The organism is Rhizobium sp. UFLA01-1127, assembly GCF_059803845.1.
Genome location: NZ_JAUQTZ010000021.1, coordinates 1 through 21,835, shown reverse-complemented (window position 1 = coordinate 21,835; position 21,835 = coordinate 1). Strand labels below are relative to the sequence as shown.

24 protein-coding genes and 1 riboswitch are annotated in these 21,835 nt (G+C 60.3%); of the genes, 8 read left to right on the top strand and 16 right to left on the bottom strand.

The window, feature by feature from the left end:
- Positions 1-58 precede the first annotated feature (58 nt).
- From Q4Q11_RS07580 to sugE, 4 genes are all read left to right on the top strand, one after another.
- Complete coding sequence (locus Q4Q11_RS07580) at positions 59-1,186, top strand: S-(hydroxymethyl)glutathione dehydrogenase/class III alcohol dehydrogenase (protein WP_498569118.1); 1,128 nt, start codon at positions 59-61, stop codon at positions 1,184-1,186.
- Between the two features lie 74 nt (positions 1,187-1,260).
- Positions 1,261-1,725, top strand: coding sequence for a YaiI/YqxD family protein (locus Q4Q11_RS07575; RefSeq protein ID WP_498569117.1), 465 nt, complete (start codon positions 1,261-1,263; stop codon positions 1,723-1,725).
- A complete protein-coding gene (gene fghA, locus Q4Q11_RS07570; protein ID WP_498569116.1) occupies positions 1,722-2,558 on the top strand; it encodes an S-formylglutathione hydrolase in 837 nt (278 codons plus the stop codon). Before Q4Q11_RS07575 ends, fghA begins: the two co-directional genes overlap by 4 nt.
- A 137-nt stretch (positions 2,559-2,695) precedes the next feature.
- Positions 2,696-3,010, top strand: coding sequence for a quaternary ammonium compound efflux SMR transporter SugE (gene sugE / locus Q4Q11_RS07565; RefSeq protein ID WP_498569115.1), 315 nt, complete (start codon positions 2,696-2,698; stop codon positions 3,008-3,010).
- A 6-nt stretch (positions 3,011-3,016) separates the two neighbouring features.
- Here sugE and Q4Q11_RS07560 read toward each other — a convergent pair whose 3' ends face one another.
- The 8 genes from Q4Q11_RS07560 to Q4Q11_RS07525 form a co-directional block, all read right to left on the bottom strand.
- Positions 3,017-3,403: a DoxX family protein gene (locus Q4Q11_RS07560; protein ID WP_113215507.1), complete on the bottom strand. Its 387-nt coding sequence runs from the start codon at positions 3,401-3,403 to the stop codon at positions 3,017-3,019.
- Between the two features lie 136 nt (positions 3,404-3,539).
- Positions 3,540-3,932 (bottom strand): DoxX family protein, encoded by a 393-nt coding sequence (locus Q4Q11_RS07555; RefSeq protein ID WP_112510901.1) that lies wholly within the window; start codon positions 3,930-3,932, stop codon positions 3,540-3,542.
- Positions 3,933-4,052: 120 nt separating this feature from the next.
- Positions 4,053-5,585, bottom strand: coding sequence for an acyl-CoA carboxylase subunit beta (locus Q4Q11_RS07550; protein WP_112510899.1), 1,533 nt, complete (start codon positions 5,583-5,585; stop codon positions 4,053-4,055).
- Between the two features lie 63 nt (positions 5,586-5,648).
- Positions 5,649-6,119, bottom strand: a complete 471-nt coding sequence (locus Q4Q11_RS07545) for a hypothetical protein (RefSeq protein WP_498569114.1) — start codon at positions 6,117-6,119, stop codon at positions 5,649-5,651.
- 69 nt (positions 6,120-6,188) lie between these two features.
- Positions 6,189-6,974 carry an ATP12 family chaperone protein gene (locus Q4Q11_RS07540; protein WP_498569113.1) on the bottom strand — a complete coding sequence of 262 codons (786 nt, stop codon included), beginning with the start codon at positions 6,972-6,974 and terminating at the stop codon, positions 6,189-6,191.
- A gap of 9 nt (positions 6,975-6,983) precedes the next feature.
- Positions 6,984-7,637, bottom strand: a complete 654-nt coding sequence (locus tag Q4Q11_RS07535; RefSeq protein WP_112510893.1) for an HAD-IA family hydrolase — start codon at positions 7,635-7,637, stop codon at positions 6,984-6,986.
- Positions 7,634-8,632 (bottom strand): RluA family pseudouridine synthase, encoded by a 999-nt coding sequence (locus Q4Q11_RS07530; protein ID WP_498569112.1) that lies wholly within the window; start codon positions 8,630-8,632, stop codon positions 7,634-7,636. Before Q4Q11_RS07530 ends, Q4Q11_RS07535 begins: the two co-directional genes overlap by 4 nt.
- Before the next feature lie 185 nt (positions 8,633-8,817).
- Positions 8,818-9,351 (bottom strand): copper chaperone PCu(A)C, encoded by a 534-nt coding sequence (locus Q4Q11_RS07525; RefSeq protein WP_498569111.1) that lies wholly within the window; start codon positions 9,349-9,351, stop codon positions 8,818-8,820.
- A 169-nt stretch (positions 9,352-9,520) separates the two neighbouring features.
- Positions 9,521-9,608: riboswitch (glycine riboswitch) on the top strand.
- 148 nt (positions 9,609-9,756) lie between these two features.
- On the opposite strand from Q4Q11_RS07525, the gene gcvT reads away from it, so the two are divergent.
- From gcvT to gcvP, 3 genes are read left to right on the top strand one after another with little or no spacing between them, the layout of a single operon-like run.
- Positions 9,757-10,893 (top strand): glycine cleavage system aminomethyltransferase GcvT, encoded by a 1,137-nt coding sequence (gene gcvT, locus Q4Q11_RS07520; protein WP_113215501.1) that lies wholly within the window; start codon positions 9,757-9,759, stop codon positions 10,891-10,893.
- A gap of 25 nt (positions 10,894-10,918) precedes the next feature.
- Positions 10,919-11,281: a glycine cleavage system protein GcvH gene (gcvH, locus tag Q4Q11_RS07515; protein WP_112510887.1), complete on the top strand. Its 363-nt coding sequence runs from the start codon at positions 10,919-10,921 to the stop codon at positions 11,279-11,281.
- Positions 11,281-14,145 carry an aminomethyl-transferring glycine dehydrogenase gene (gene gcvP, locus Q4Q11_RS07510; RefSeq protein ID WP_498569110.1) on the top strand — a complete coding sequence of 955 codons (2,865 nt, stop codon included), beginning with the start codon at positions 11,281-11,283 and terminating at the stop codon, positions 14,143-14,145. Before gcvH ends, gcvP begins: the two co-directional genes overlap by 1 nt.
- 167 nt (positions 14,146-14,312) lie before the next feature.
- On the opposite strand, the gene Q4Q11_RS07505 is transcribed toward gcvP, so the two are convergent.
- A complete protein-coding gene (locus Q4Q11_RS07505) occupies positions 14,313-14,537 on the bottom strand; it encodes a hypothetical protein (RefSeq protein ID WP_162735707.1) in 225 nt (74 codons plus the stop codon).
- A 32-nt stretch (positions 14,538-14,569) separates the two neighbouring features.
- Between Q4Q11_RS07505 and Q4Q11_RS07500 the strand changes: the two genes are divergently transcribed.
- A complete protein-coding gene (locus Q4Q11_RS07500) occupies positions 14,570-14,860 on the top strand; it encodes an addiction module antidote protein (protein ID WP_112510881.1) in 291 nt (96 codons plus the stop codon).
- A 172-nt stretch (positions 14,861-15,032) separates the two neighbouring features.
- Here Q4Q11_RS07500 and sufA read toward each other — a convergent pair whose 3' ends face one another.
- The 7 genes from sufA to Q4Q11_RS07465 form a co-directional block, all read right to left on the bottom strand.
- The gene (gene sufA, locus Q4Q11_RS07495; RefSeq protein WP_498569109.1) at positions 15,033-15,422 is read right to left on the bottom strand and encodes a Fe-S cluster assembly scaffold SufA; all 390 of its coding nucleotides are present in this window, start codon (positions 15,420-15,422) and stop codon (positions 15,033-15,035) included.
- A gap of 76 nt (positions 15,423-15,498) precedes the next feature.
- A complete protein-coding gene (locus Q4Q11_RS07490) occupies positions 15,499-15,879 on the bottom strand; it encodes an SUF system Fe-S cluster assembly protein (protein WP_112510877.1) in 381 nt (126 codons plus the stop codon).
- 11 nt (positions 15,880-15,890) lie between these two features.
- A complete protein-coding gene (locus Q4Q11_RS07485; RefSeq protein ID WP_113215511.1) occupies positions 15,891-17,132 on the bottom strand; it encodes a cysteine desulfurase in 1,242 nt (413 codons plus the stop codon).
- A gap of 15 nt (positions 17,133-17,147) precedes the next feature.
- Positions 17,148-18,422: a Fe-S cluster assembly protein SufD gene (sufD, locus tag Q4Q11_RS07480; protein ID WP_498569108.1), complete on the bottom strand. Its 1,275-nt coding sequence runs from the start codon at positions 18,420-18,422 to the stop codon at positions 17,148-17,150.
- 22 nt (positions 18,423-18,444) lie between these two features.
- The gene (sufC, locus tag Q4Q11_RS07475) at positions 18,445-19,200 is read right to left on the bottom strand and encodes a Fe-S cluster assembly ATPase SufC (RefSeq protein ID WP_106997979.1); all 756 of its coding nucleotides are present in this window, start codon (positions 19,198-19,200) and stop codon (positions 18,445-18,447) included.
- A 71-nt stretch (positions 19,201-19,271) separates the two neighbouring features.
- Positions 19,272-20,741, bottom strand: a complete 1,470-nt coding sequence (gene sufB / locus Q4Q11_RS07470) for a Fe-S cluster assembly protein SufB (RefSeq protein ID WP_112510873.1) — start codon at positions 20,739-20,741, stop codon at positions 19,272-19,274.
- Positions 20,742-20,887: 146 nt separating this feature from the next.
- On the bottom strand, positions 20,888-21,835 hold a 948-nt coding region (locus Q4Q11_RS07465; RefSeq protein ID WP_498569107.1), incomplete at its 5' end, for a cysteine desulfurase family protein.

The following is a 21,835-nucleotide window of genomic DNA, read 5'->3' as shown; positions in this document are numbered from 1 at the left end:
CCCTGTGTGGCCATGGCAATGTCGCGCGGACCAAATCATAGCAGCAAGGGACGAGACCATGGACGTAAGAGCAGCGGTTGCGGTTGCGGCGGGCAAGCCGCTCGAGGTGATGACGGTTCAGCTCGAGGGGCCAAAGGCCGGCGAAGTGCTGATCGAGGTCAAGGCGACCGGCATCTGCCATACCGATGATTTCACGCTCTCGGGTGCCGATCCGGAAGGGCTGTTCCCGGCGATCCTCGGCCATGAGGGTGCCGGCATCGTCGTCGATGTCGGACCAGGCGTGACTTCGGTCAAGAAGGGCGATCACGTCATTCCGCTTTATACGCCCGAATGCCGCGAATGCCCGTCGTGCTTGTCGCGCAAGACCAATCTTTGCACCGCGATCCGCTCGACCCAAGGCCAGGGCCTGATGCCGGACGGCACCTCGCGCTTCTCGATCGGCAAGGACAGGATCCATCACTATATGGGCTGCTCGACCTTCGCCAACTATACCGTGCTGCCGGAGATTGCCGTTGCCAAGGTCAACCCGGACGCCCCCTTCGACAAGATCTGCTATATCGGCTGCGGCGTGACGACGGGCATCGGTGCGGTCATCAACACCGCCAAGGTGGAGATGGGGGCAACCGCGATCGTCTTCGGTCTCGGCGGCATCGGCCTCAACGTCATTCAAGGCTTGAGGCTTGCCGGTGCCGACATGATCATCGGCGTCGATCTCAACAACGACAAGAAGGCCTGGGGCGAGCGCTTCGGCATGACGCATTTCGTCAATCCGAAGGAGGTCGGCGACGATATCGTGCCCTATCTCGTCAACATGACGAAGCGCGGGGCCGACCAGATCGGCGGCGCCGACTATACCTTCGACTGCACCGGCAATACCAAGGTGATGCGCCAGGCGCTGGAGGCAAGCCATCGCGGCTGGGGCAAGTCCGTCGTCATCGGCGTTGCCGGCGCCGGCCAGGAGATCTCGACGCGTCCGTTCCAGCTGGTGACCGGCCGCTCGTGGATGGGGACTGCCTTCGGCGGCGCCCGCGGCCGCACCGATGTTCCGAAGATCGTCGACTGGTACATGGAGGGCAAGATCCAGATCGATCCGATGATCACCCACACCATGCCCCTCGAAGACATCAACAAGGGCTTCGACCTTATGCATTCGGGTGAAAGTATCCGCAGCGTCGTGCTGTATTGAGGCCGAAAGCCACCCGACAAGATGTATGCGGCGCATGAGAAAAGCGCCGCATATAATTGAAAAGATTTGATATCATGATTTATGTCGATGCCGACGCCTGCCCGGTCAAGCCGGAGATCCTGAAGGTTGCCGAACGCCACGGCATCGAGGTGACCTTCGTCGCCAATTCGGGATTGCGTCCGTCGCGGGACCCGATGGTGCACAACGTCATCGTCTCCAACGCCTTCGATGCCGCCGACAACTGGATCGCCGAACACGCGGGCGCTGGCGATATCGTTGTCACCGCCGACGTGCCGCTTGCGGGCCGCTGCGTCGCGACCGGAGCGCTGGTGACAGGACCGACCGGCCGCATTTTCGATAAGAGCAATATCGGCATGGCAACCGCCATGCGCGACCTCGGCGCACACCTTCGCGAAACCGGCGAGAGCAAGGGCTACAATGCCGCCTTCTCGCCGCGCGACCGCTCCGCCTTTCTCGAAACCTTCGACCGGCTCTGCCGGCGTTCAAAAACTCACCAGACGCCTGGAGGCCAGCCGTGAATATCATTTCCCAGAACACCGCTTTCGGCGGCATGCAGGGTGTCTTCTCGCATGAGTCTGAAGCCTGCAAATGCGAGATGACCTTTGCCGTTTTCGTGCCGCCACAGGCGATCAAGGAACCTCGACCGGTTCTCTGGTATCTGTCCGGCCTCACCTGTACCCATGCCAATGTCATGGAAAAGGGTGAATATCGCCGCATGGCCGCCGAACTCGGCCTGATCGTCGTCTGCCCGGACACCAGCCCACGCGGCAACGACGTGCCGGACGAGCTGACCAATTGGCAGATGGGCAAAGGCGCCGGATTCTATCTCGATGCTACCGAAACGCCCTGGGCCGAGAACTATCGGATGTATACTTACATCACGGAGGAACTGCCTGTGCTCATCGCCAAGCAGTTCCGGGCCGACATGAGCCGGCAGGGCATATTCGGCCATTCCATGGGCGGCCACGGCGCCATGACGATCGCACTGAAGAACCCGGAAGGCTTCAAGAGCTGCTCCGCTTTCGCTCCTATTGTACAGCCATCGACGGCCGATTGGTCGGCTCCCGCCCTCGAGAAGTATCTCGGCAGCGACAAGGCCGCATGGCGCCGATATGACGCCTGTGCGCTTGTCGAAGATGGCGCTCGCTTCCCCGAAATCCTCGTCGATCAGGGCAAGGCTGACGGTTTCCTCGAAAACGGCCTGCGTCCGTGGCTGTTCGAAGACGCGATCAAAGACACGGGCATAGGCCTGACGCTGCGCATGCACGAGCGCTACGACCATTCCTATTACTTCATCTCGTCCTTCATGGACGATCACCTGAAGTGGCATGCCGAACGGCTCGAAAAGTAGAAGTGGCATACCCGCCGCCTTGAAATACCAAGTCGGCACAGGCATATAGGAAATACGCAGACGACTGCGGCGGCCGGCACTCCTTGCCTGCCGCAGATATCGCGGGGACGGCCTCGCTCTTCGCAAAGGAGCGCAAAATGGCGTGGTTCCTGCTTTTCCTCGCGGGCATGTTCGAAACCGGCTGGGCCGTCGGCCTGAAATATACCGATGGCTTCACGCGGCCCGTGCCGACCATTCTCACCGTCATTTTCATGGTCATCAGCGTCGTGCTGCTCGGCCTTGCCGTAAAGACCCTGCCGATGGGTACGGCCTATGCGGTCTGGACCGGCATCGGCACCGTCGGTACTGTTCTGCTTGGCATATGGTTGCTCGGCGATCCCGCGACCCTGGTGCGGCTGCTCTGCATCGGCTTGATCGTCATAGGCATCGCCGGTCTCAAGCTCACGGCCTGACCGAGGTCATTGGCGCTGGCGATTGTCCAGCGCCCACTTTCCAGGACCCGCAAATACCAGAAACAGGAAGACGAAGCAGAACAGCACCGCGCCATCGCCCTGATTGTTGGCCGGGAAGAAGTCGATCTGCATATGCACCAAGAAATAGGCGATCGCCATTTCACCGCTGAGGAGAAATGCAACCGGCCGGGTGAACAGACCGAACAGGATGAGGAGGCCGCCAACGAGTTCGATTATCCCCGCGACGAAGAACAGCGTTGTGATAGTGAAAGGCGCTGGCGGAAAGCCGAATAGCTTCTGTGTGCCATGCTCGATGAACAAAAGGGCCGTAATGATTCGCAGAATTGCAAGGGCTGCGGGCTGATAAAGCGACAAGCGCTCGAAAAGTGACATGAAGATCTCCGCTCCAAAAGGCAATGCGAACGAGATCCTGTCGAAAGTGCTCCCGTTGCGCCGACAAGGGAATCAACACGCGAGACACGAATTTATTCGCCGGACCCAACATCAGCCGAGCCCGGCGAAAAGCAGATCACTTCCTGCTATTGTCGATCGCCAGAAGACCCGGGCCTGCAAAGATCAGGAACAGGAAGACGAAGCAGTAGAGGATGGCTGCGTCACCGCCATTGTTGGCCGGGAAGAAATTCTTGGGCGAATGCGCCATGAAATAGGCGACTGCCATGTTGCCGCAGAGAATGAAGGCAACCGGGCGGGTAAAGAAGCCGACGATCGTCGCCAATCCGCCGACAACCTCGATGATTCCCTGAACCAGGATCAAGGTCGGCAGCGGGCTTGGAAATTGACCACCGGCCGGAAAGCCGACAAGCTTCTGCAAGCCGTGTTCGATGAACAGCAGGCCGGTCATGACACGCAATACAGTAAGAGCATAGGGCTGATATTGATTCAGCCGATCGGAAAGCGCCATTTTGAACTCCAGTTTTGACTCCGGAAGGAAGCAATAGTGCCACCTGCCCGAAACGGGAAAACACGGCTTCTGACACTCAATCAATTTTCCGTGTGAAATCCGTGACTTGTTGTCACATGCTCACAAAGGGATATTGTCGTGCTTCTTCCAGGGGTTGGTCAGGTCCTTGTTGCGCAACATCCTGAGGCCCTGCGCCAACCGCCGCCGTGTCGAGTGTGGCATGATCACTTCGTCAATATAGCCGCGTTCGGCCGCGACAAAGGGGGACAGGAAGCGATCCTCGTACATCTTCGTATGCGCTGCGATCTTCTCCGGCTCGGAGATGTCCTTGCGGAAAATGATCTCGACCGCGCCCTTGGCTCCCATGACGGCAATCTGCGCCGTCGGCCAGGCATAATTAAGGTCGCCGCGCAAATGCTTCGAGGCCATCACGTCATAGGCGCCGCCAAAAGCCTTGCGGGTGATGACAGTCAGTTTCGGCACGGTCGCCTCGGCATAGGCGAAGAGCAGCTTGGCGCCGTGCTTGATCAGACCACCATATTCCTGCGCCGTCCCCGGCAGGAAGCCGGGCACATCGACGAAGGTGACGATCGGAATATTGAAGCAATCGCAGAAGCGCACGAAGCGAGCGGCCTTTCGCGATGCGTCGCTGTCGAGCACGCCTGCAAGCACCATAGGCTGATTGGCGACGAAGCCGACAGTCGCACCCTCGATGCGGCCGAAGCCGCAGACGATATTCTTGGCGAAGCTCTCCTGGATCTCGAAGAAGTCACCCTCATCCGCAACCTTCAGGATCAATTCCTTGATGTCGTAGGGCTTGTTGGCATTGGCCGGGATCAGCGTATCGAGCGAATTATCCGGTTCGGTGACCGATTGATAGCACTCGATTTCGGGCAGTGCCCCCGTATTCGATTGCGGCAGAAAGTCGATGAGTCGGCGTACCTGCAGAAGCGTGTCGACATCATTGTCGTAGGCGGCATCCGCGATCGACGATTTCGTCGTGTGCACCGAGGCACCCCCGAGCTGCTCGGAAGTCACGGTTTCGTTCGTCACGGTCTTTACGACATCCGGCCCGGTGACGAACATATAGGACGTATCCCGCACCATGAAGATGAAATCCGTCATGGCTGGAGAATAGACGTCGCCGCCTGCGCAAGGCCCCATGATGACGGAAATCTGCGGAATGACGCCGGAGGCGAGCACATTGCGCTGGAACACCTCGGCATAGCCGCCAAGTGCGGCCACGCCCTCCTGAATGCGGGCGCCACCGGCATCGTAGATGCCGATGATCGGCGCCCGGTTCTTTAGCGCCATATCCTGTATCTTGATGATCTTTTCCGCATGCGCTTCCGAAAGAGATCCACCGAAAACAGTGAAATCCTTGGCAAAAATGAAAACGGTGCGTCCGTTGACCGTGCCCCAGCCGGTGACCACCCCGTCGCCGGCGATCTTGCTCTTATCCATGCCGAAATCGATCGAACGATGCTCGACGAACATATCGAACTCTTCGAAGGAACCTTCATCCAGGAAGATATCGATCCGCTCGCGCGCCGTCAGCTTGCCGCGCGCGTGCTGCGCATCGATCCGCGCCTGCCCGCCGCCGAGCCTTGCGATGTCGCGACGACGTTCCAGTTCCTGCAGGATTTCCTTCATGCTGCCCTCTCTCCATGGCTGCCCGGGCTTAGCACGGCGCGAGCTCTCTTTGAAGCCGCCGGTTCAATCCGCCAGCCGCGGCATAGTCAGCGAAAAGATGGAACGGACGCGGGCAGCGATGTCTTCCGCCATCAGCTCGTCGGCCGTGGCAGGATCGGGAGCGACGGTCCTGGTCTCGAAAGACGCCATGGCCACGACCGCGCCGCCGTTCACCGCCGCGGCATCGATATTGATCTTCGCGCTGTTGCGATCACGATTGAAACCGCGCGCCTTGCGCACATCGGTCAGGCGGACGGTAAGCGCAACGGGCGGCAATGTCGCGTTGTGACCGGTTGCGGCTATCGAAGCGTTCAATCGGTCATTGACTGCGGCAACCAATGCCGGCGAAACCGGCGGCAAGGCCTCGTCGGCCACGACGGTCGCGCTGCGAACGTCATAGGTTGGAGCGGGAGGATCAACGGACCAGCTCGAGCATGCCGCCAGTGCCAAACATCCCGCGAGCGCCAACGCGACGCCCGACCTCAACAACAACATGATACCTGTCCCGACTTTCGAACCTGCAAGATGCGAAGACCGATATAAAGGACTGGAAATCAACAATATTCAACTGCGGAGCGCGGAAAAAACGTCGGTTGCTGCCTGAAATTCCTCAAAGCGCTGTGCGCGGCGGTGTTCGGCTTCCTCGTCGCTGCCCCAATGTTCGATCGTCCAATCCTCGTCAAGATGAGCGAGCGACCAGACATCGGCCAGCGGCAGGAAGCCCTCGGCGAAGGCGAGCGCCAGGATCGCCGACCCGGTCAGCGTCGTGACCGTGTGAAGGCTCGCAAGCTCCATTGGCGTATCGTATTTTCGCAAGGCAGCAGAGAAGGCAGCAATTGCTTCCGCGGGCTGTTCCTGATGCATGACGCCTTCCGCCAGGATGAAGCGGGCGCCGAGATCCCGGGCAGCCCATTCGATCACCGGATTCCAGCGCTCCGACTGCCGCTCGACGAGCCGTTCCGGCCCGTCGGCACGATAGCAGAGGAGATCGCTGCCTGAGAATCGGACGATTTCGCCGAACACAGCCTGGCTCTCGGCCGCAACACCATCGATCGCCGTGTTGACCAGGCGCGTCACCGGCATCGTCGCCGGATCGATGACATCGACCTGTCGTGCCCATTCGGCAGCCACCAGCCTGGCAAGCGCTTCCGTCGGCAGGGCCAGCGGACGCCTTGCCGGCGTTTTGATCACCTTGCCGTCAAGCGCGATGGCGCGGCCGCCCTCTTCCTCGTTGATCGTCACATCCTTGTAGAAGCGCTTGGGCAGAGGCTTCTTCATCTGGATCTGCGCGCGGCGGATCGGATCGGGATGGCTGAGACCCTCGGAAAGATCGTTCAACAGGTCGCGCATGGCGTCACCTCAGAGAATATGGCTCAACAAATCGTTCGGATGGTGGGCGATGGCATCGGCCCCGGCTGCCAGCAGTTCCTCGACGGAAGCATAACCCCAGGAGACGCCGATAGCAGTCGCACCCGCCGCCTTCGCCATCTGCATGTCGTAGATGGCATCGCCGATCACGATCGTATTATGCGGATCCATGCCGGTCTCGCCGCAGCATTCCGTCACCATCGCCGGATGCGGCTTCGACGGGCAATCGTCGGCGGTGCGCGAGACGATAAAATAGGGCGTGAAATCGTTGACCTCAAGGATATGGGTCAAGCCGCGGCGGGATTTGCCCGTCACCGCGCCGATCAGCAGCTCATCGCGGGCAGCAAGCGTCTCGATCAGCGACTTGATGCCGTCGAAAAGAGGCGTCTGCATGTCGGCTTCGTCCCGCACGTCGGGAAAGATCGATTTATAATGCGCCGTCATCGCGATCGCTTCGTCATCGACATGCGGCTTGCCTTGCAGCCGCGCAATGGCGATATCGAGCGTCAGGCCGATGATCGACTTGGTTGCCGAAACGTCCGGGCGCTTATAGCCAAAGGCGACGAAAGTTCGCGCCATAACCTCATGGATCAGCCGCGCGCTGTCGACCAGCGTGCCGTCGCAATCGAAAAGTACCAGCTTCATTCGTCGTCCGGCTCCCCCGCCGATTCCATATCAAAGCCGAGAAGGTTCCAGGTCTGCACCATATGCGGCGGCAGAGGCGCGGTAACGCGCAGGCGTCCACCACTCGGATGCGGAATATCGATATGCCGCGCGTGCAGATGCAGACGCTTCTGGACGCCGCCGGGAAAATCCCAGTTAGGATCATCATCGAAATATCTGGGATCGCCGATGATCGGATGCCCCATATGCAGCGCGTGGACACGTAGCTGATGGGTACGGCCGGTATAGGGCTCCATTTCCAGCCAGGCGAGGCTCTGCGCTGCGGTCTCGAGTACGCGATAGTAGGAGATGGCGTGATCGGCGCCCTCCTCTCCATGCTTGGCGATGCGCATGCGGTCGCCGTCCGGCGTCGCTTCCTTCACCAGCCAGGTGGAGATCTTGTCCTCATGCTTGCGCGGCACGCCCTTGACCAGCGACCAATAGGTCTTCTTCGTGTCGCGCTCGCGAAAGGCTGCCGTCAGCTTCTGCGCTGCGCCACGAGTGCGCGCGACCACGAGCACGCCGGACGTATCACGGTCGAGACGATGCACCAGACGCGGCTTCTCGCCTTTCTTGTTCGTCCATGCCTCAAGCATCTTGTCGATATGACGGGTCAGGCCGGAGCCACCCTGCACGGCGAGGCCGGCCGGCTTGTTCAGCACATAGACTTTGTCGTCTTCATGAAGCAGCATGCGCGCTAGAAGCTCGGCATCGCCACCATGTTTAAGGTCGCTACCGGCGATCGGGCCGCTCTTCAGAGCCTTGGCATCGACATCGAGAGGTGGCACGCGCACCATCTGTCCCGGCTGCACACGCGCATCCGTCTTCACACGGCCGCCATCGACACGCACCTGGCCGGAGCGCAGCAGCTTCTGCAATTGCCCGAAGCCAAGCCCTGGAAAATGCACCTTGAACCAGCGGTCGAGGCGCATGCCGGCCTCGTCAGGCTCGACCTGTATATGTTCAATCCCGGCCATTCTTCTTCTTTCAAATACCGCAGCACGTCCCGGACATCGCCAAACCTCGTTCGGCGGGATCATGCGAATTCAAACGACGGGACAATTGGCCCCGTGGCCGGAGATTTCCCGGCCTTTTGACGTGGCTTTAGAGCATTTCGAGGAAAAGTGGAAACCGGAATTGTAGGGGCGAATGATTTTCTGGCTCAGTTTCCCTTGGCCGAGACGACGGGCAGATTGATGTCGACCATGCCTGCCTTGTCGAACATCAGCATGACCGGCACCGTGCCGCCCTGCTTGAACGGCATCTTCACCTGCTTGAACATCATGTGCATCGTGTTGGGCGCAAGCATCACCGTGGCGCCGGCGGGGATGGCGATGCCACCCTTGATTTCGCGCATCTTCATGATCTCGCCCTCCATCTTCATCTCATGCAGTTCCACCTTGCCGGCGGACGAAGAGGTCACGGAAGTCAGCTTGTCGTCGCTCTTGCCCGCGTTGTGGATGGTGATGTAACCGCCGCCGACCGGCTGGCCGGGAAGCATGGCACGAACATAACCGCCGCTGATGTCGAGATCGCCGAGCTTGGCGCCAGCAGAGCCGGAAGGTGCCGCAGCCGCATCCGTACGCATCCCCGGCATGGATTTCATCGCGCCGCTGTCCTGTGCCATTGCCCGATCAAGGGACAGAGAAAATGCGGTGATGGAAATCAGCAATGCGGCGATATGGTTGTGGTTCATCTTCATCTCCTGCCCGGCTCTTTGATCGAGCAAAAAGGGATAACCGCTCTGATGGTTGTTGCAAAGGCCCGCAACCATTGCCAAACGCAGGATTGATCGGCGCGACAAAAATTTGTTCAGCGGCGACATTTGCCCCTTGCCATCTTTGACCGGGACCGGATAATGGCTATCGACCTTGTTGGGAGAATCCGGCGCGAGCCGGTGCCGAAGGAGCAACCGCCCCGGAAACTCTCAGGCCAAAGGACCAGCAAGGGGCAGACGGAACTCTGGAGAGAAGCGCGCAAGCGTTCGCCGAAGGGATAACAATCTCAGGCAAACAGACAGAGGGGGCTCATCGTCAGGCGCGTTTGCGCCGAAATTGTGAGCTCTGCGCTTCGAAACGAGCGCAAACCCCGGAGGCGTCATTTGGACGAGACCGCTGCCCTCAAGACCACCCCCCTTCATGCCCTGCATGTGTCGCTCGGTGCCCGCATGGTGCCTTTCGCGGGCTACGACATGCCCGTGCAATATGCGCCGGGCGTGCTGAAGGAACATCTTTGGACACGATCCTCTGCCGGCCTGTTCGACGTGTCGCACATGGGTCAGGTGACCATCCGCGCCCGTTCCGGCAAATATGAGGATGCGGCATTGGCACTCGAGAGCCTGGTGCCTGTCGATATTCTCGGCCTCGCCGAAAATCGCCAGCGCTATGGCTTCTTCACCGACGACAAGGGCGGCATCCTCGACGATCTGATGATCGCCCATATGGACGATTATCTTTTCGTCGTCGTGAATGCCGCTTGCAAAGAGCAGGATTTCAAACATCTTCAAGACCATATCGGCGATATCTGCGAAATTACATTACTTGATCGCGCCCTCGTTGCGCTGCAGGGGCCGCGCGCCGTCGACGTGCTTGCCGAGCTCTGGGCCGATATCGCCTATATGAAATTTATGGACGTGCGCCATTGCCGCCTTCACGATGTCTCCTGCCTTGTATCGCGCTCCGGCTACAGCGGCGAAGACGGTTTTGAAATTTCCGTCCCGGCCGACAAGGCCGAGGATATCGCCAAACGGCTGCTGGAGCATCCGGACGTGCAGCCCATCGGCCTCGGCGCCCGCGATTCACTTCGCCTGGAAGCCGGCCTCTGCCTCTATGGCAACGACATCGACCGGACGACGACGCCGACCGAAGCTGCGCTCGAATGGGCCATCCAAAAGGCCCGCAAGACCGGCGGCGCACGCGCAGGCGGCTTTCCCGGCGCAAGCCGTATTCTTACCGAACTCGACGGCGGCGCCTCACGCCGCCGCGTCGGGCTGAAGCCCGAGGGCAAGGCGCCGGTGCGCGGCCATGCCAAGCTCTACGCCGATGCCGAAGGCAAGACGGAGATCGGCGAGGTCACGTCAGGCGGTTTCGGCCCGAGTGTCGAAGCTCCGGTAGCCATGGGTTACGTGCCGACCGAATTCGCCGCATCCGGCACCACCGTTTACGCCGAGGTACGCGGTAAATACCTGCCCGTCGCCGTCAGCGCCCTGCCTTTCATCAAGCCTACCTACAAGCGTTGAACGTTTTTTCCCAGAGAGGATTCCCATGCTGAAATTCACTGAAGAACATGAGTGGCTGAAGGTCGAAGGCGATGTCGCAACCGTCGGCATCACGACGCATGCCGCCGAGCAGCTCGGCGATCTCGTTTTCGTTGAATTGCCCGAAGTCGGCGCCAGCTTCTCCAAAGGCGACGACGCCGCAACCGTCGAATCCGTCAAGGCAGCCTCAGAGGTCTATTGTCCGCTCGACGGAGAGATCACCGAAGTCAACGAAGCCATCACCGCCGATCCGGCGCTCGTCAATTCCGATCCGATGGGTGCGGGCTGGTTCTTCAAGCTCAAGCTGAAGAATGCGAGCGATATCGATGCTCTTCTTGATGAATCCGGTTACAAGGAGCTGATCGGGTAATGACGACGCCTACGGAATTCACGTTCACCGACTACCAGCCATACGATTTCGCCAATCGCCGCCATATCGGCCCGTCTCCTTCGGAGATGACCGATATGCTCAAGGTGATCGGCTACAAGAGCCTCGACGGGCTGATCGACGCGACGCTGCCGCCGGCGATCCGCCAGAAGGTACCGCTCGCCTGGGACGCCCCGATGACGGAGCGCGAGGCGCTCGACAGGCTGCGAGAGACCGCCAACAAGAACAAGGTTCTCGTCTCGCTCATTGGCCAGGGCTATTACGGAACCATCACGCCACCCGTCATTCAGCGCAACATTCTGGAAAGCCCAGCCTGGTATACGGCCTATACACCCTACCAGCCGGAGATCAGCCAGGGTCGCCTCGAAGCTCTCTTGAACTACCAGACGATGATCAGCGACCTCACCGGTCTCGATGTCGCCAACGCCTCTTTGCTCGATGAAGCAACCGCTGCGGCCGAAGGCATGGCGATGGCGGAACGCGTCGCAAAGTCCAAGGCGAAGGCCTTCTTCGTCGATGCCGCCTGCCATCCGCAGACAATCGCGTTGATCAGGACCCGCGCCGAGCCTCTCGGCTGGACCGTCATCGTCGGCAATCCCTTTACCGATCTCGATCCGGTCGACGTGTTCGGCGCGATCTTCCAGTATCCGGGCACGCATGGTCATATCAACGACTTCGGCGGCCTGATCTCGCGCCTGCACCAGACCGGCGCCATCGCCGTCATGGCAGCCGATCTCCTGGCATTGACCCTGCTGAAATCCCCAGGCGAAATGGGCGCGGATATTGCCATCGGCTCCTCACAGCGCTTCGGCGTTCCGGTTGGATATGGCGGGCCGCACGCGGCCTATATGGCCGTCAAGGACGATTACAAGCGCTCCATGCCCGGCCGCCTCGTCGGTGTTTCCATCGACGCGCGCGGCAATCGCGCCTATCGCCTGTCGCTGCAGACCCGCGAACAGCATATCCGCCGCGAAAAGGCGACGTCGAACATTTGCACCGCCCAGGTGCTGCTCGCCGTCATGGCCTCCATGTACGCGGTCTTCCACGGTCCGCAGGGCATGAAGGCCATTGCCCAGCAGGTACACCAAAAGGCCGTCCTGATGGCCAAAGGCCTGGAAAAGCTCGGTTACACCGTCGAACCGGAAAACTTCTTCGACACGATCACGGTCGAAGTCGGCCATATGCAAGGCCTCGTCCTGCGCGCGGCCGTTGCCGAAGGCGTGAACCTGCGCAAGGTCGGCGAAACGAAGATCGGCATCAGCCTCGACGAGCGGACCCGCCCGGCGACCGTGGAAGCCGTCTGGCGCGCATTCGGCGGCAATTTCCGCATCGCCGATTTCGAACCGTCCTACTGCCTGCCGAAGGCTCTGCTGCGCACCAGCGAATACCTGACGCATCCGATCTTCCACATGAACCGTGCCGAAAGCGAGATGACGCGCTACATCCGTCGTCTCTCCGACCGCGACCTGGCGCTCGACCGTTCGATGATCCCGCTCGGCTCCTGCACCATGAAGCTGAACGCCACGGCGGAAATGCTGCCGATCACATGGCCGGAATTCTCCGACATCCATCCTTTCGTGCCGGCCGACCAGGCGGTCGGCTACCGCGAAATGATCGACGATCTGACGGACAAGCTCTGCGCCATCACCGGCTATGACACCTTCTCCATGCAGCCGAACTCCGGCGCGCAGGGCGAATATGCCGGCCTGCTGACCATCCGCAACTACCATATCGCCAATGGCCAGGGTCACCGCGACATCTGCCTGATCCCGACCTCCGCGCATGGCACCAATCCGGCGTCCGCGCAGATGGCGGGCATGAAGGTCGTGGTCGTCAAGGTCAGCGACAATGGCGATATCGACATGACGGATTTTCGCGCCAAGACTGAACAATACGCCGATAGCCTCTCCTGCTGCATGATCACCTATCCTTCGACGCACGGCGTCTTCGAGGAGACGGTGAAGGAGATCTGCGATCTCGTGCACAAGCATGGCGGCCAGGTTTACCTCGATGGCGCCAACATGAACGCCATGGTCGGCCTCTCGCGTCCGGGCGATATTGGCTCCGATGTCAGCCATCTGAACCTGCACAAGACCTTCTGCATCCCGCATGGCGGCGGCGGTCCCGGCATGGGTCCGATCGGCGTCAAGGCGCATCTGTCGCCTCACCTGCCCGGCCACCCGGAAACGGACGGCCGCAGCGGTGCCGTATCGGCGGCAGCCTTCGGTTCGGCCTCCATCCTGCCGATCTCCTGGAGCTACTGCCTGATGATGGGCGGCGAAGGTCTCACGCAAGCGACGAAGGTGGCGATCCTCAACGCCAACTATATCGCCGCGCGGCTGAAGGGCGCCTATGACGTGCTCTACAAGTCCAAGGACGGCCGCGTCGCGCATGAGTGCATCATCGACACGCGCCCGCTGGTCGCAAGCGCCGGCGTGACGGTCGACGATATCGCCAAGCGCCTGATCGACTGCGGTTTCCACGCGCCGACCATGAGCTGGCCAGTCGCCGGCACGCTGATGATCGAGCCGACCGAATCGGAAACCAAGGCCGAGCTCGACCGCTTCTGCGAAGCGATGCTGGCAATCCGCGAGGAAGCCCGCGCCATCGAACAGGGACGGATGGACAAGGCCAACAATCCGCTGAAGAACGCTCCGCATACGGTGGAAGACCTCGTCGGCGAATGGGATCGTCCCTATTCGCGCGAACAGGCCTGCTTCCCGCCCGGCGCCTTCCGCGTGGACAAATATTGGTCGCCGGTCAATCGCATCGACAACGTCTATGGCGACCGCAACCTGATCTGCACCTGCCCGCCGCTGGAATCCTACGCCGAGGCCGCGGAATAGGATTTTTTGAAAAAGCGAAGCGGTTCAGTCGCTTCGCTTGCAATAGACATAAATCTATCGCGAAACTTGTCTATGAAAACGCCGCGCGTCCGAAAGGACGCGCGGCGTTTTTGATGACGCGACAATGGGGCCTTGGAATTCAGACTTATGCCGGAACAGCCGGAATTTCATTTCGTTGCCGGACGAGCGGAACGTTCTTTCGCACAGCTGCTTCTCCTGCATGGGAACGGCAGGGATGAGCCCGTGCTTGGGCATTTCCGACGAGCTCCATCAGCGGCGAGCTTGGCGATGCGAAAATCATGAAAAATCAATTTGAAAATGCCGGCGCGGATGTCATCGCGCATTTGCTGGCGACCGGTCACGATCTTCATCAGCACGAGATCGTGCATCATCCGCGATTGGCTCATACGGAAAGGCATATGACATGGACCAAGAGAATTCCCTGAGCCCGGACAACCCCGACAGCTATATCGCAGCCGCCTTCGAAACGGACGATCCGGCGTCGATCGCCAAGGCTTTGGGCGAAGTCGCCCGCACGCGCAACATGAGCAAGCTCGCCAAGGACGTCGGTATGAACCGCTCGGCGCTCTATCGCGCGCTCAGCGGTGATGGAAATCCGGAATTCGCAACAATCCTGAAAGTCGTTAAAGCGCTCGGCCTCAGGCTGACGCCGGTGCCGGCCGCGTGTTTACTGCAGCCACAGCGCCAGCATTAGCCGCCATCACTGTGATCAATGTATAAGACCCATGCCCGATGTCGCCATAAAATCCCCTCGCTCGCCTGTCGGCTTTGTCCAGCTCAGCCGGTTGATCAGGAAGGGGCAGAAACCTAGCCTTGCGGCGCTCAGAGCAGGAAACGCTGCGAGGGGAAATACAGCGATATCTGCTTTAAGCGGGCTGGGCGGCCCGACGCTGAGCCGCGAGGGCAGCGAGATCGGCGGGCTTCAGCTCGACGGATTCGCCGCAGCCGCAAGCGGATGTCTGGTTCGGATTGGTGAAGATAAAGCCCGAGCGCAAGGTTGTGGTTTCGAAATCCATTTCCGTACCCAGCAGATAAAGCACTGCCGACGGCTCGACCCAGACCTTCGCGCCATCGCGCTCGATCAGGTCATCCTTTGGGTTCGGCTCTGTCACCAGGTCGATGGTATATTCCATGCCGGCGCAACCGCCCTTTTTGATGCCGACGCGAACGCCCTTGGCATCGGGACCGGAGTTTTCGACGATTGCCTTGACGCGGGCTGCTGCCGCGTCCGTCATGCTCATGACTGAAAAGCCCATGGGCTCATTCTCCTTCCGCAACCGGGGTCAAGATCCGGTGCTTCGAGTCTCAATGTAAAGCCGGCGGCCTGAGGCTTCAATACCAGCCGACGGCAACCTGCGCTTCTTCCGACATGCGATCCGGCGTCCACGGCGGGTCGAAAGTCATGCTGACCTCCACACCGGAAACGCCTTCGACGGCGCCGACGGCATTTTCCACCCAGCCCGGCATCTCGCCGGCAACCGGGCAACCGGGTGCCGTCAGCGTCATGACGATCTTCACCATGCGGTCATCTTCGATATCGATCTTGTAGACCAGGCCAAGTTCGAAGATATCGGCGGGAATTTCCGGGTCATAGACCGTTTTCAGCGCAGAGATGATGTCGTCGCTGAGGCGCGCCAGTTCATCTTCGGGAATGCTGGAATGCACGATCCCTTCGCGTACGTCGATCTTCTGTTCGCTTTCGTCGAGTGACATCACTTGCCTCCTCAGGCAAAGAATTTCCGTGCATATTCCAGTGCGTCAGCCAAGGCATCCACCTCGGCTCGCGTATTGTACATGCCGAACGATGCACGGCATGTGGAGGTGACGCCGAAGCGTTTCAAGAGCGGCTGGGCGCAATGCGTGCCGGCACGAACCGCTACACCCTGACGATCGATCACCATCGAGACGTCGTGGGAGTGAATTCCCGCAAGCTCGAAGGAGAAGATGCCGCCCTTGCCGGGGGCCGTGCCGATGACGCGCAGCGAATTGATATCGCGCAGCCGCTCCGCCGCGTAGGCGGCAAGGTCGGCCTCATGCCGTGCAATCGCGTCCCGGCCGATACCGTCCATATAGTCGAGCGCATAGCCAAGGCCGATCGCCTGAACGATCGGCGGCGTTCCCGCTTCGAAGCGATGCGGCGGATCATTGTAGGTGACGTTTTCCTCGGTGACGTCGAAGATCATCTCGCCGCCCCCCTGGAAAGGCCGCATCTCGGCGAGCCGCTCCTTCTTGCCGTAGAGCACGCCGATACCCGAGGGACCATACAGCTTATGGCCGGTCATGACGTACCAGTCGCAATCGATATCCTGCACGTCGACGGGCATATGCACCGCGCCCTGCGAACCGTCGATCAGGACGGGAATGCCGCGCTCATGGGCGATGCGGCAGACTTGCTTCACCGGAACAACCGTGCCGAGCGCGTTCGACATATGCGTGATGGCGACGAGCTTGGTGCGGTCCGTCAGGCTCCTCTCGAAATCCTCGATATGGAATGCACCTTCATCGTCAACCGGCACCCATACAAGCTTCGCACCCTGCCGTTCGCGGATGAAATGCCAGGGAACGATATTGGAGTGATGCTCCATGATGGAGACGACGATCTCGTCGCCCTCGCCGATCTTCGGCATGCCCCAGCCGTAGGCGACCGTGTTGATCGCTTCCGTCGAGTTCTTGGTGAAGACGATATCGTCGATGGACGGCGCATTCAGGAAGCGGCGCACCTTCTCGCGTGCCGCTTCATAGGCTTCCGTAGCCGCATTGGACAGGAAGTGCAGGCCGCGATGCACATTCGCGTATTCGTTGGAATAGGCATGCGAGATGGCGTCGATGACGACCTGCGGCTTCTGTGCCGATGCGCCGTTGTCGAGATAGACAAGCGGCTTGCCATGCACCGTCTTCGCCAGGATCGGGAAATCCCGGCGAATGGCTTCCACGTCATAGGCCGTTGCCGGCACGATCTTGTCCACGAGCTTTGCCTCCAATCAGGCGTGCTTTTCCAGCCAGGCCGAGATAACGCCTTCCAGCGCCTCGACCAAGGCTTCGTCTTCCAGTTCCTCGACGATCTCGGCCACGAAGGCGTTGACCAGCATCGCCCGAGCCTTGTTTCTCGGAATACCGCGAGCCATCAGATAGTAGAGATGGTTCTCGTCGATATCGGCGACCGTCGCACCATGGCCGCATTGAACGTCATCGGCAAAGATTTCGAGCTCCGGCTTGACGGAGAATTCTGCCTCGTCCGACATCAAAAGCGTGTTGCAGGCCATGCGAGCGTCGGTCTTTTGCGCATCGGGCGCCACACGGATCATGCCTTGGAACACGCCGCGAGCACGATCAAAGACCACGTTGCGGACGATCTCGGTCGAGCCGGTATGCGGAACGTCATGGCCGAGCACCAGCGTCACATCCGTATGGCTATCGCCGCCCAGCAGGTTGATGCCGCGCACCGTCAGATCGGAGCCCTCGCCCGTCACCTTCACATGCAGTTCCTGACGCACCAGCTTGCCGCCGGCATTGATGACGAAGAGCTTCAGCTTTGCGTCGGCGCCAAGATCCACACGGATCTGGCCGAGATGCGTGTCCTCGGCCCCCTGCTTCTGCAGGACGATCCAAGTGACTTCAGCACCTTTGCCGATCTTGATTTCGCTCACCGACGATACAAGCGCGGCAGCTCCTTCGACCGCCTGGTGACGCTCGATGACCGTTGCCTTGACGCCGGCGCCGAAGGAAACGGGCAAGCGGCTATGGATCTGTCCGCCGGCATGGATGAACTGCACTTCCAGCGGCGCTTCGAGTTCCGTGCCATCGGGGAAGTCGATGACATAGCCGTCGCGGACGAAGCTTGCATTGATGCGCCCGATAGCGTCATCCTTGCCGAGCGCCTCGAGCCCGGCTGCAGCCGTGCCGTTGATCAGGCTGTCGGCATAAGGTCCCACCGCCAGATTCTTGACGGCACCCTTTTCGCTTGCCTTTCCTTGGAGAACGGCAAGAACGGAAGAGCCTTCGACCGTCGCCGGCAGTGCCTCTACCAGACCCTTGCCGATATCGCTCGGCACCAGCCGCAGCAGGTTCTTGAAATCGGTATAATGCCAGGCCTCGACACGGCGCGTCGGCAGGCCGGCCGTCTTCAGCTCGTCCAGCAGGCGATCGCGAACGGCGAAAACCTCGCCGTCGCCGGGCAGATCGCCCATCTGGTCGTTATACGCCTCGATCAGCGCCGTTTCGGCTGATGTCAGGCGGTTCGTCGTCTGAATGTTCATCGACGTGTCCTTTCCGCCTCGATCAGGCTGCAGCTCCGATGATGTCCGCATAGCCGTTGGCTTCAAGTTCATGCGCCAGCGTCTTGTCGCCGGACTTGATCACCTGGCCCTTGTAGAGGACGTGAACGGTGTCCGGAACGATATAGTCGAGCAGGCGCTGGTAATGTGTGATGACGATCACGGCGCGATCCGGGGAGCGCAGCGCATTGACGCCGTCGGCAACGATCTTCAGCGCATCGATGTCGAGACCGGAGTCGGTTTCGTCGAGTACGCAAAGCTTCGGCTCGAGCAGTGCCATCTGCAGGATTTCGGCGCGCTTCTTTTCACCGCCGGAGAAGCCGACGTTCAGCGGGCGCTTCAGCATGTCCATGTTGATCTGCAGCTTGGCAGCGGCGTCCTTGACGCGACGCAGGAAATCCGGCGTCGTCAGCTCGTCTTCGCCACGCGCCTTGCGCTGTTCGTTCAGCGCTACCTTCAGAAACTGCATGGTGGCAACGCCGGGGATCTCCACCGGATACTGGAAGGCGAGGAAGATACCCTTGGCAGCGCGTTCGGCAGCGTCGAGTTCCAGAATGCTCTCGCCGTTATAGAGGATGTCGCCCTCGGTGACTTCGTAGTCCTCGCGGCCGGAAAGAATGTAGGACAGCGTCGACTTGCCGGAGCCGTTCGGCCCCATGATGGCGGCGACCTCGCCTGCCTTCACGGTCAGGTTCAGACCACGGATGATCTCGGTGCCGTCTTCGGCGATGCGGGCATGCAGGTTCTTGATTTCAAGCATTTTAGTATCCTATCGCAGGAATGAGTGTGCGGCGCGCCTGACGCGCCAAAGCTAATTCTGTTTCGTGGACGTCAGCCGACGCTGCCCTCGAGCGAGATGCCGATCAGCTTCTGCGCTTCGACGGCGAATTCCATCGGCAGCTCCTGCAGCACTTCCTTGACGAAGCCGTTGACGATCAGCGCGATCGCCGCTTCCTCGGGAATGCCGCGCTGCAGGCAGTAGAACAGCTGGTCTTCGGAAATCTTCGAGGTCGTCGCCTCATGCTCGAACTGCGCGGACGAGTTCTTCGCCTCGATGTAGGGCACCGTATGCGCGCCGCACTTGTCGCCGATCAGCAGCGAGTCGCACTGCGTGAAGTTGCGGGCATTGGTTGCGCGGCGATGCGCCGAGACCTGACCGCGATAGGTGTTCTGCGAGACGCCGGCTGCGATACCCTTCGAGATGATGCGGCTCGACGTGTTCTTGCCGAGGTGGATCATCTTGGTGCCGCTGTCGACCTGCTGATGGCCGTTCGAAACCGCGATCGAGTAGAACTCGCCGCGGCTGTCGTCGCCGCGCAGGATGCAGGACGGATATTTCCAGGTAATTGCGGAGCCGGTCTCGACCTGCGTCCAGGAAATCTTGGAGCGATGGCCGCGGCAATCGCCACGCTTGGTAACGAAGTTGTAGATGCCGCCCTTGCCGTGCTTGTCGCCCGGATACCAGTTCTGCACCGTCGAATACTTGATCTCGGCGTCATCGAGCGCAACCAGCTCGACGACGGCTGCATGCAGCTGGTTTTCGTCGCGCTGCGGCGCCGTGCAGCCTTCGAGGTAGGAAACGTAGGCTCCTTCTTCGGCAATGATCAGCGTGCGCTCGAACTGGCCCGTGTTCTTCTCGTTGATGCGGAAGTAGGTCGACAGTTCCATCGGGCAACGGACGCCCTTCGGCACGAAGACGAACGAACCGTCGGTGAAGACGGCCGAATTCAGCGTTGCATAGAAATTGTCCGAGGTCGGTACGACGGAACCAAGATATTTGCGCACCAGCTCCGGATGCTCGCGGATGGCTTCGGAGATCGACATGAAGATCACGCCGGCCTTCTTCAGCTCTTCCTTGAAGGTCGTCACGACCGAAACGGAATCGAACACCGCGTCGACCGCGATCTTCGGCTTTTCGACACCGGCGAGAATTTCCTGTTCACGCAGGGGAATGCCGAGCTTCTCGTAGGTCTTCAGAAGTTCCGGATCGACGTCGTCGAGCGACTTCGGGCCGGCGAATTTCTTCGGCGCGGCGTAATAGTGAATGTCGTTGAAATCGATCTTCGGATAATCGACGCGCGCCCACTTGGGCTCTTCGAGCGTCAGCCAGCGACGATAGGCCTCGAGGCGCCATTCCAGCATCCAATCCGGCTCCTGCTTCTTGGCGGAGATGAAGCGGATGATGTCTTCGGAGAGGCCCTTGGGAGCCTTTTCCACCTCGATCGTAGTCTCGAAACCATACTTATACTGGTCCACGTCGATCTGGCGAACCTGATCGACCGTTTCCTGGACTGCAGGCATTTCGTTCTCCAATCTCGCCGGATCCAAGGTCCGGCAGCTTGTCAACGTTGCGGCAGACTTATGTCTGCCCCCTATGTAGTCGGCCAAAAGGGACTTTTCACCCCGATTGGCAAGCGGAAATTTCGGTTTCCGCAAAATTATGCCCGTCAGGCCGCCGCACCCGCCAGCTTGCGCCTTGCCGCGATGCGGGCAAAAGCAGCGATTGCGCGATCGATATCCGCTTCGGTCGTGGTCGTCCCCAGCGAGATGCGCAGCGCCCCAAGCTTGGGATCGCATCCCATCGCCACGAGCACATGGCTTTCGCCTACCTTGCCCGACGAGCAGGCCGAACCGGCAGAAATCGCCACGCCTTCGAGGTCGAAGGCGATCTGGCCGGTTTCGGATTTCAAGCCCGGCAAGGTGAAGAAGCTGGTGTTGGGAACACGTGCGCCGCCCTTGCCGTGAATAATGACATCCGGCGCTACAAGCTCCATGCCTTCTTCCAGCCGGGCGCGCAATGAAGCGATCGCCGCATTGCGAGCATCGAGATCTAGGGCTGCGGCCTCGGCGGCGGCACCGAATCCGACGATGGCAAGCGTGTTTTCCGTGCCCGAACGATGGCCCTTTTCCTGGCCACCGCCGTGGATCAACGGCTTCGGCATCAGCACCTCGCCGCGCGAGATAAGCGCACCCACCCCCTTTGGTCCACCGATCTTGTGCGACGACACGATCAGAAAATCCGCACCGATCGCATTGATATCGAGCGGAACGCGGCCGGCCGCCTGAACAGCATCCACCACGAAGAGACCGCCCGCTGCCTGAACGAGCTTAGCTGCATCGCCGACAGGCTGGATAATTCCGGTTTCGTTGTTCGCGAGCATGATGGCGACCATCGGCAGGCCGCTCGCCTTATCATGGGCGGCGAGCATGATCTCCAGCGCAGCAAGATCGACGGCACCCTCTGATGTCACGGGTATTTCGCTGATGTTGTCTTTGGCAAACCGCCCGCCTTCGCGCACGGCAGGATGTTCGACCGCTGATATATAGAGATGGCTAATGGCAAGCGGCGTCCGCCCCATCCGGAATTCCGGTGTCAGCACCATATTGGCGGCCTC

Coding starts and splice junctions, on each gene's coding strand:
- sugE (WP_498569115.1), top strand. CDS start 2,696: ATGGCGTGGTTCCTGCTTTTCCTCGCGGGCATGTTCGAAACCGGCTGG.
- Q4Q11_RS07555 (WP_112510901.1), bottom strand. CDS start 3,932: ATGGCGCTTTCCGATCGGCTGAATCAATATCAGCCCTATGCTCTTACT.
- Q4Q11_RS07560 (WP_113215507.1), bottom strand. CDS start 3,403: ATGTCACTTTTCGAGCGCTTGTCGCTTTATCAGCCCGCAGCCCTTGCA.
- Q4Q11_RS07545 (WP_498569114.1), bottom strand. CDS start 6,119: ATGTTGTTGTTGAGGTCGGGCGTCGCGTTGGCGCTCGCGGGATGTTTG.
- Q4Q11_RS07530 (WP_498569112.1), bottom strand. CDS start 8,632: ATGGCCGGGATTGAACATATACAGGTCGAGCCTGACGAGGCCGGCATG.
- Q4Q11_RS07575 (WP_498569117.1), top strand. CDS start 1,261: ATGATTTATGTCGATGCCGACGCCTGCCCGGTCAAGCCGGAGATCCTG.
- Q4Q11_RS07540 (WP_498569113.1), bottom strand. CDS start 6,974: ATGCGCGACCTGTTGAACGATCTTTCCGAGGGTCTCAGCCATCCCGAT.
- Q4Q11_RS07535 (WP_112510893.1), bottom strand. CDS start 7,637: ATGAAGCTGGTACTTTTCGATTGCGACGGCACGCTGGTCGACAGCGCG.
- sufB (WP_112510873.1), bottom strand. CDS start 20,741: ATGCCTGCAGTCCAGGAAACGGTCGATCAGGTTCGCCAGATCGACGTG.
- sufA (WP_498569109.1), bottom strand. CDS start 15,422: ATGGGCTTTTCAGTCATGAGCATGACGGACGCGGCAGCAGCCCGCGTC.
- gcvP (WP_498569110.1), top strand. CDS start 11,281: ATGACGACGCCTACGGAATTCACGTTCACCGACTACCAGCCATACGAT.
- sufD (WP_498569108.1), bottom strand. CDS start 18,422: ATGAACATTCAGACGACGAACCGCCTGACATCAGCCGAAACGGCGCTG.
- sufC (WP_106997979.1), bottom strand. CDS start 19,200: ATGCTTGAAATCAAGAACCTGCATGCCCGCATCGCCGAAGACGGCACC.
- Q4Q11_RS07500 (WP_112510881.1), top strand. CDS start 14,570: ATGGACCAAGAGAATTCCCTGAGCCCGGACAACCCCGACAGCTATATC.
- Q4Q11_RS07580 (WP_498569118.1), top strand. CDS start 59: ATGGACGTAAGAGCAGCGGTTGCGGTTGCGGCGGGCAAGCCGCTCGAG.
- Q4Q11_RS07550 (WP_112510899.1), bottom strand. CDS start 5,585: ATGAAGGAAATCCTGCAGGAACTGGAACGTCGTCGCGACATCGCAAGG.
- Q4Q11_RS07490 (WP_112510877.1), bottom strand. CDS start 15,879: ATGTCACTCGACGAAAGCGAACAGAAGATCGACGTACGCGAAGGGATC.
- Q4Q11_RS07525 (WP_498569111.1), bottom strand. CDS start 9,351: ATGAACCACAACCATATCGCCGCATTGCTGATTTCCATCACCGCATTT.
- Q4Q11_RS07505 (WP_162735707.1), bottom strand. CDS start 14,537: ATGATGCACGATCTCGTGCTGATGAAGATCGTGACCGGTCGCCAGCAA.
- gcvH (WP_112510887.1), top strand. CDS start 10,919: ATGCTGAAATTCACTGAAGAACATGAGTGGCTGAAGGTCGAAGGCGAT.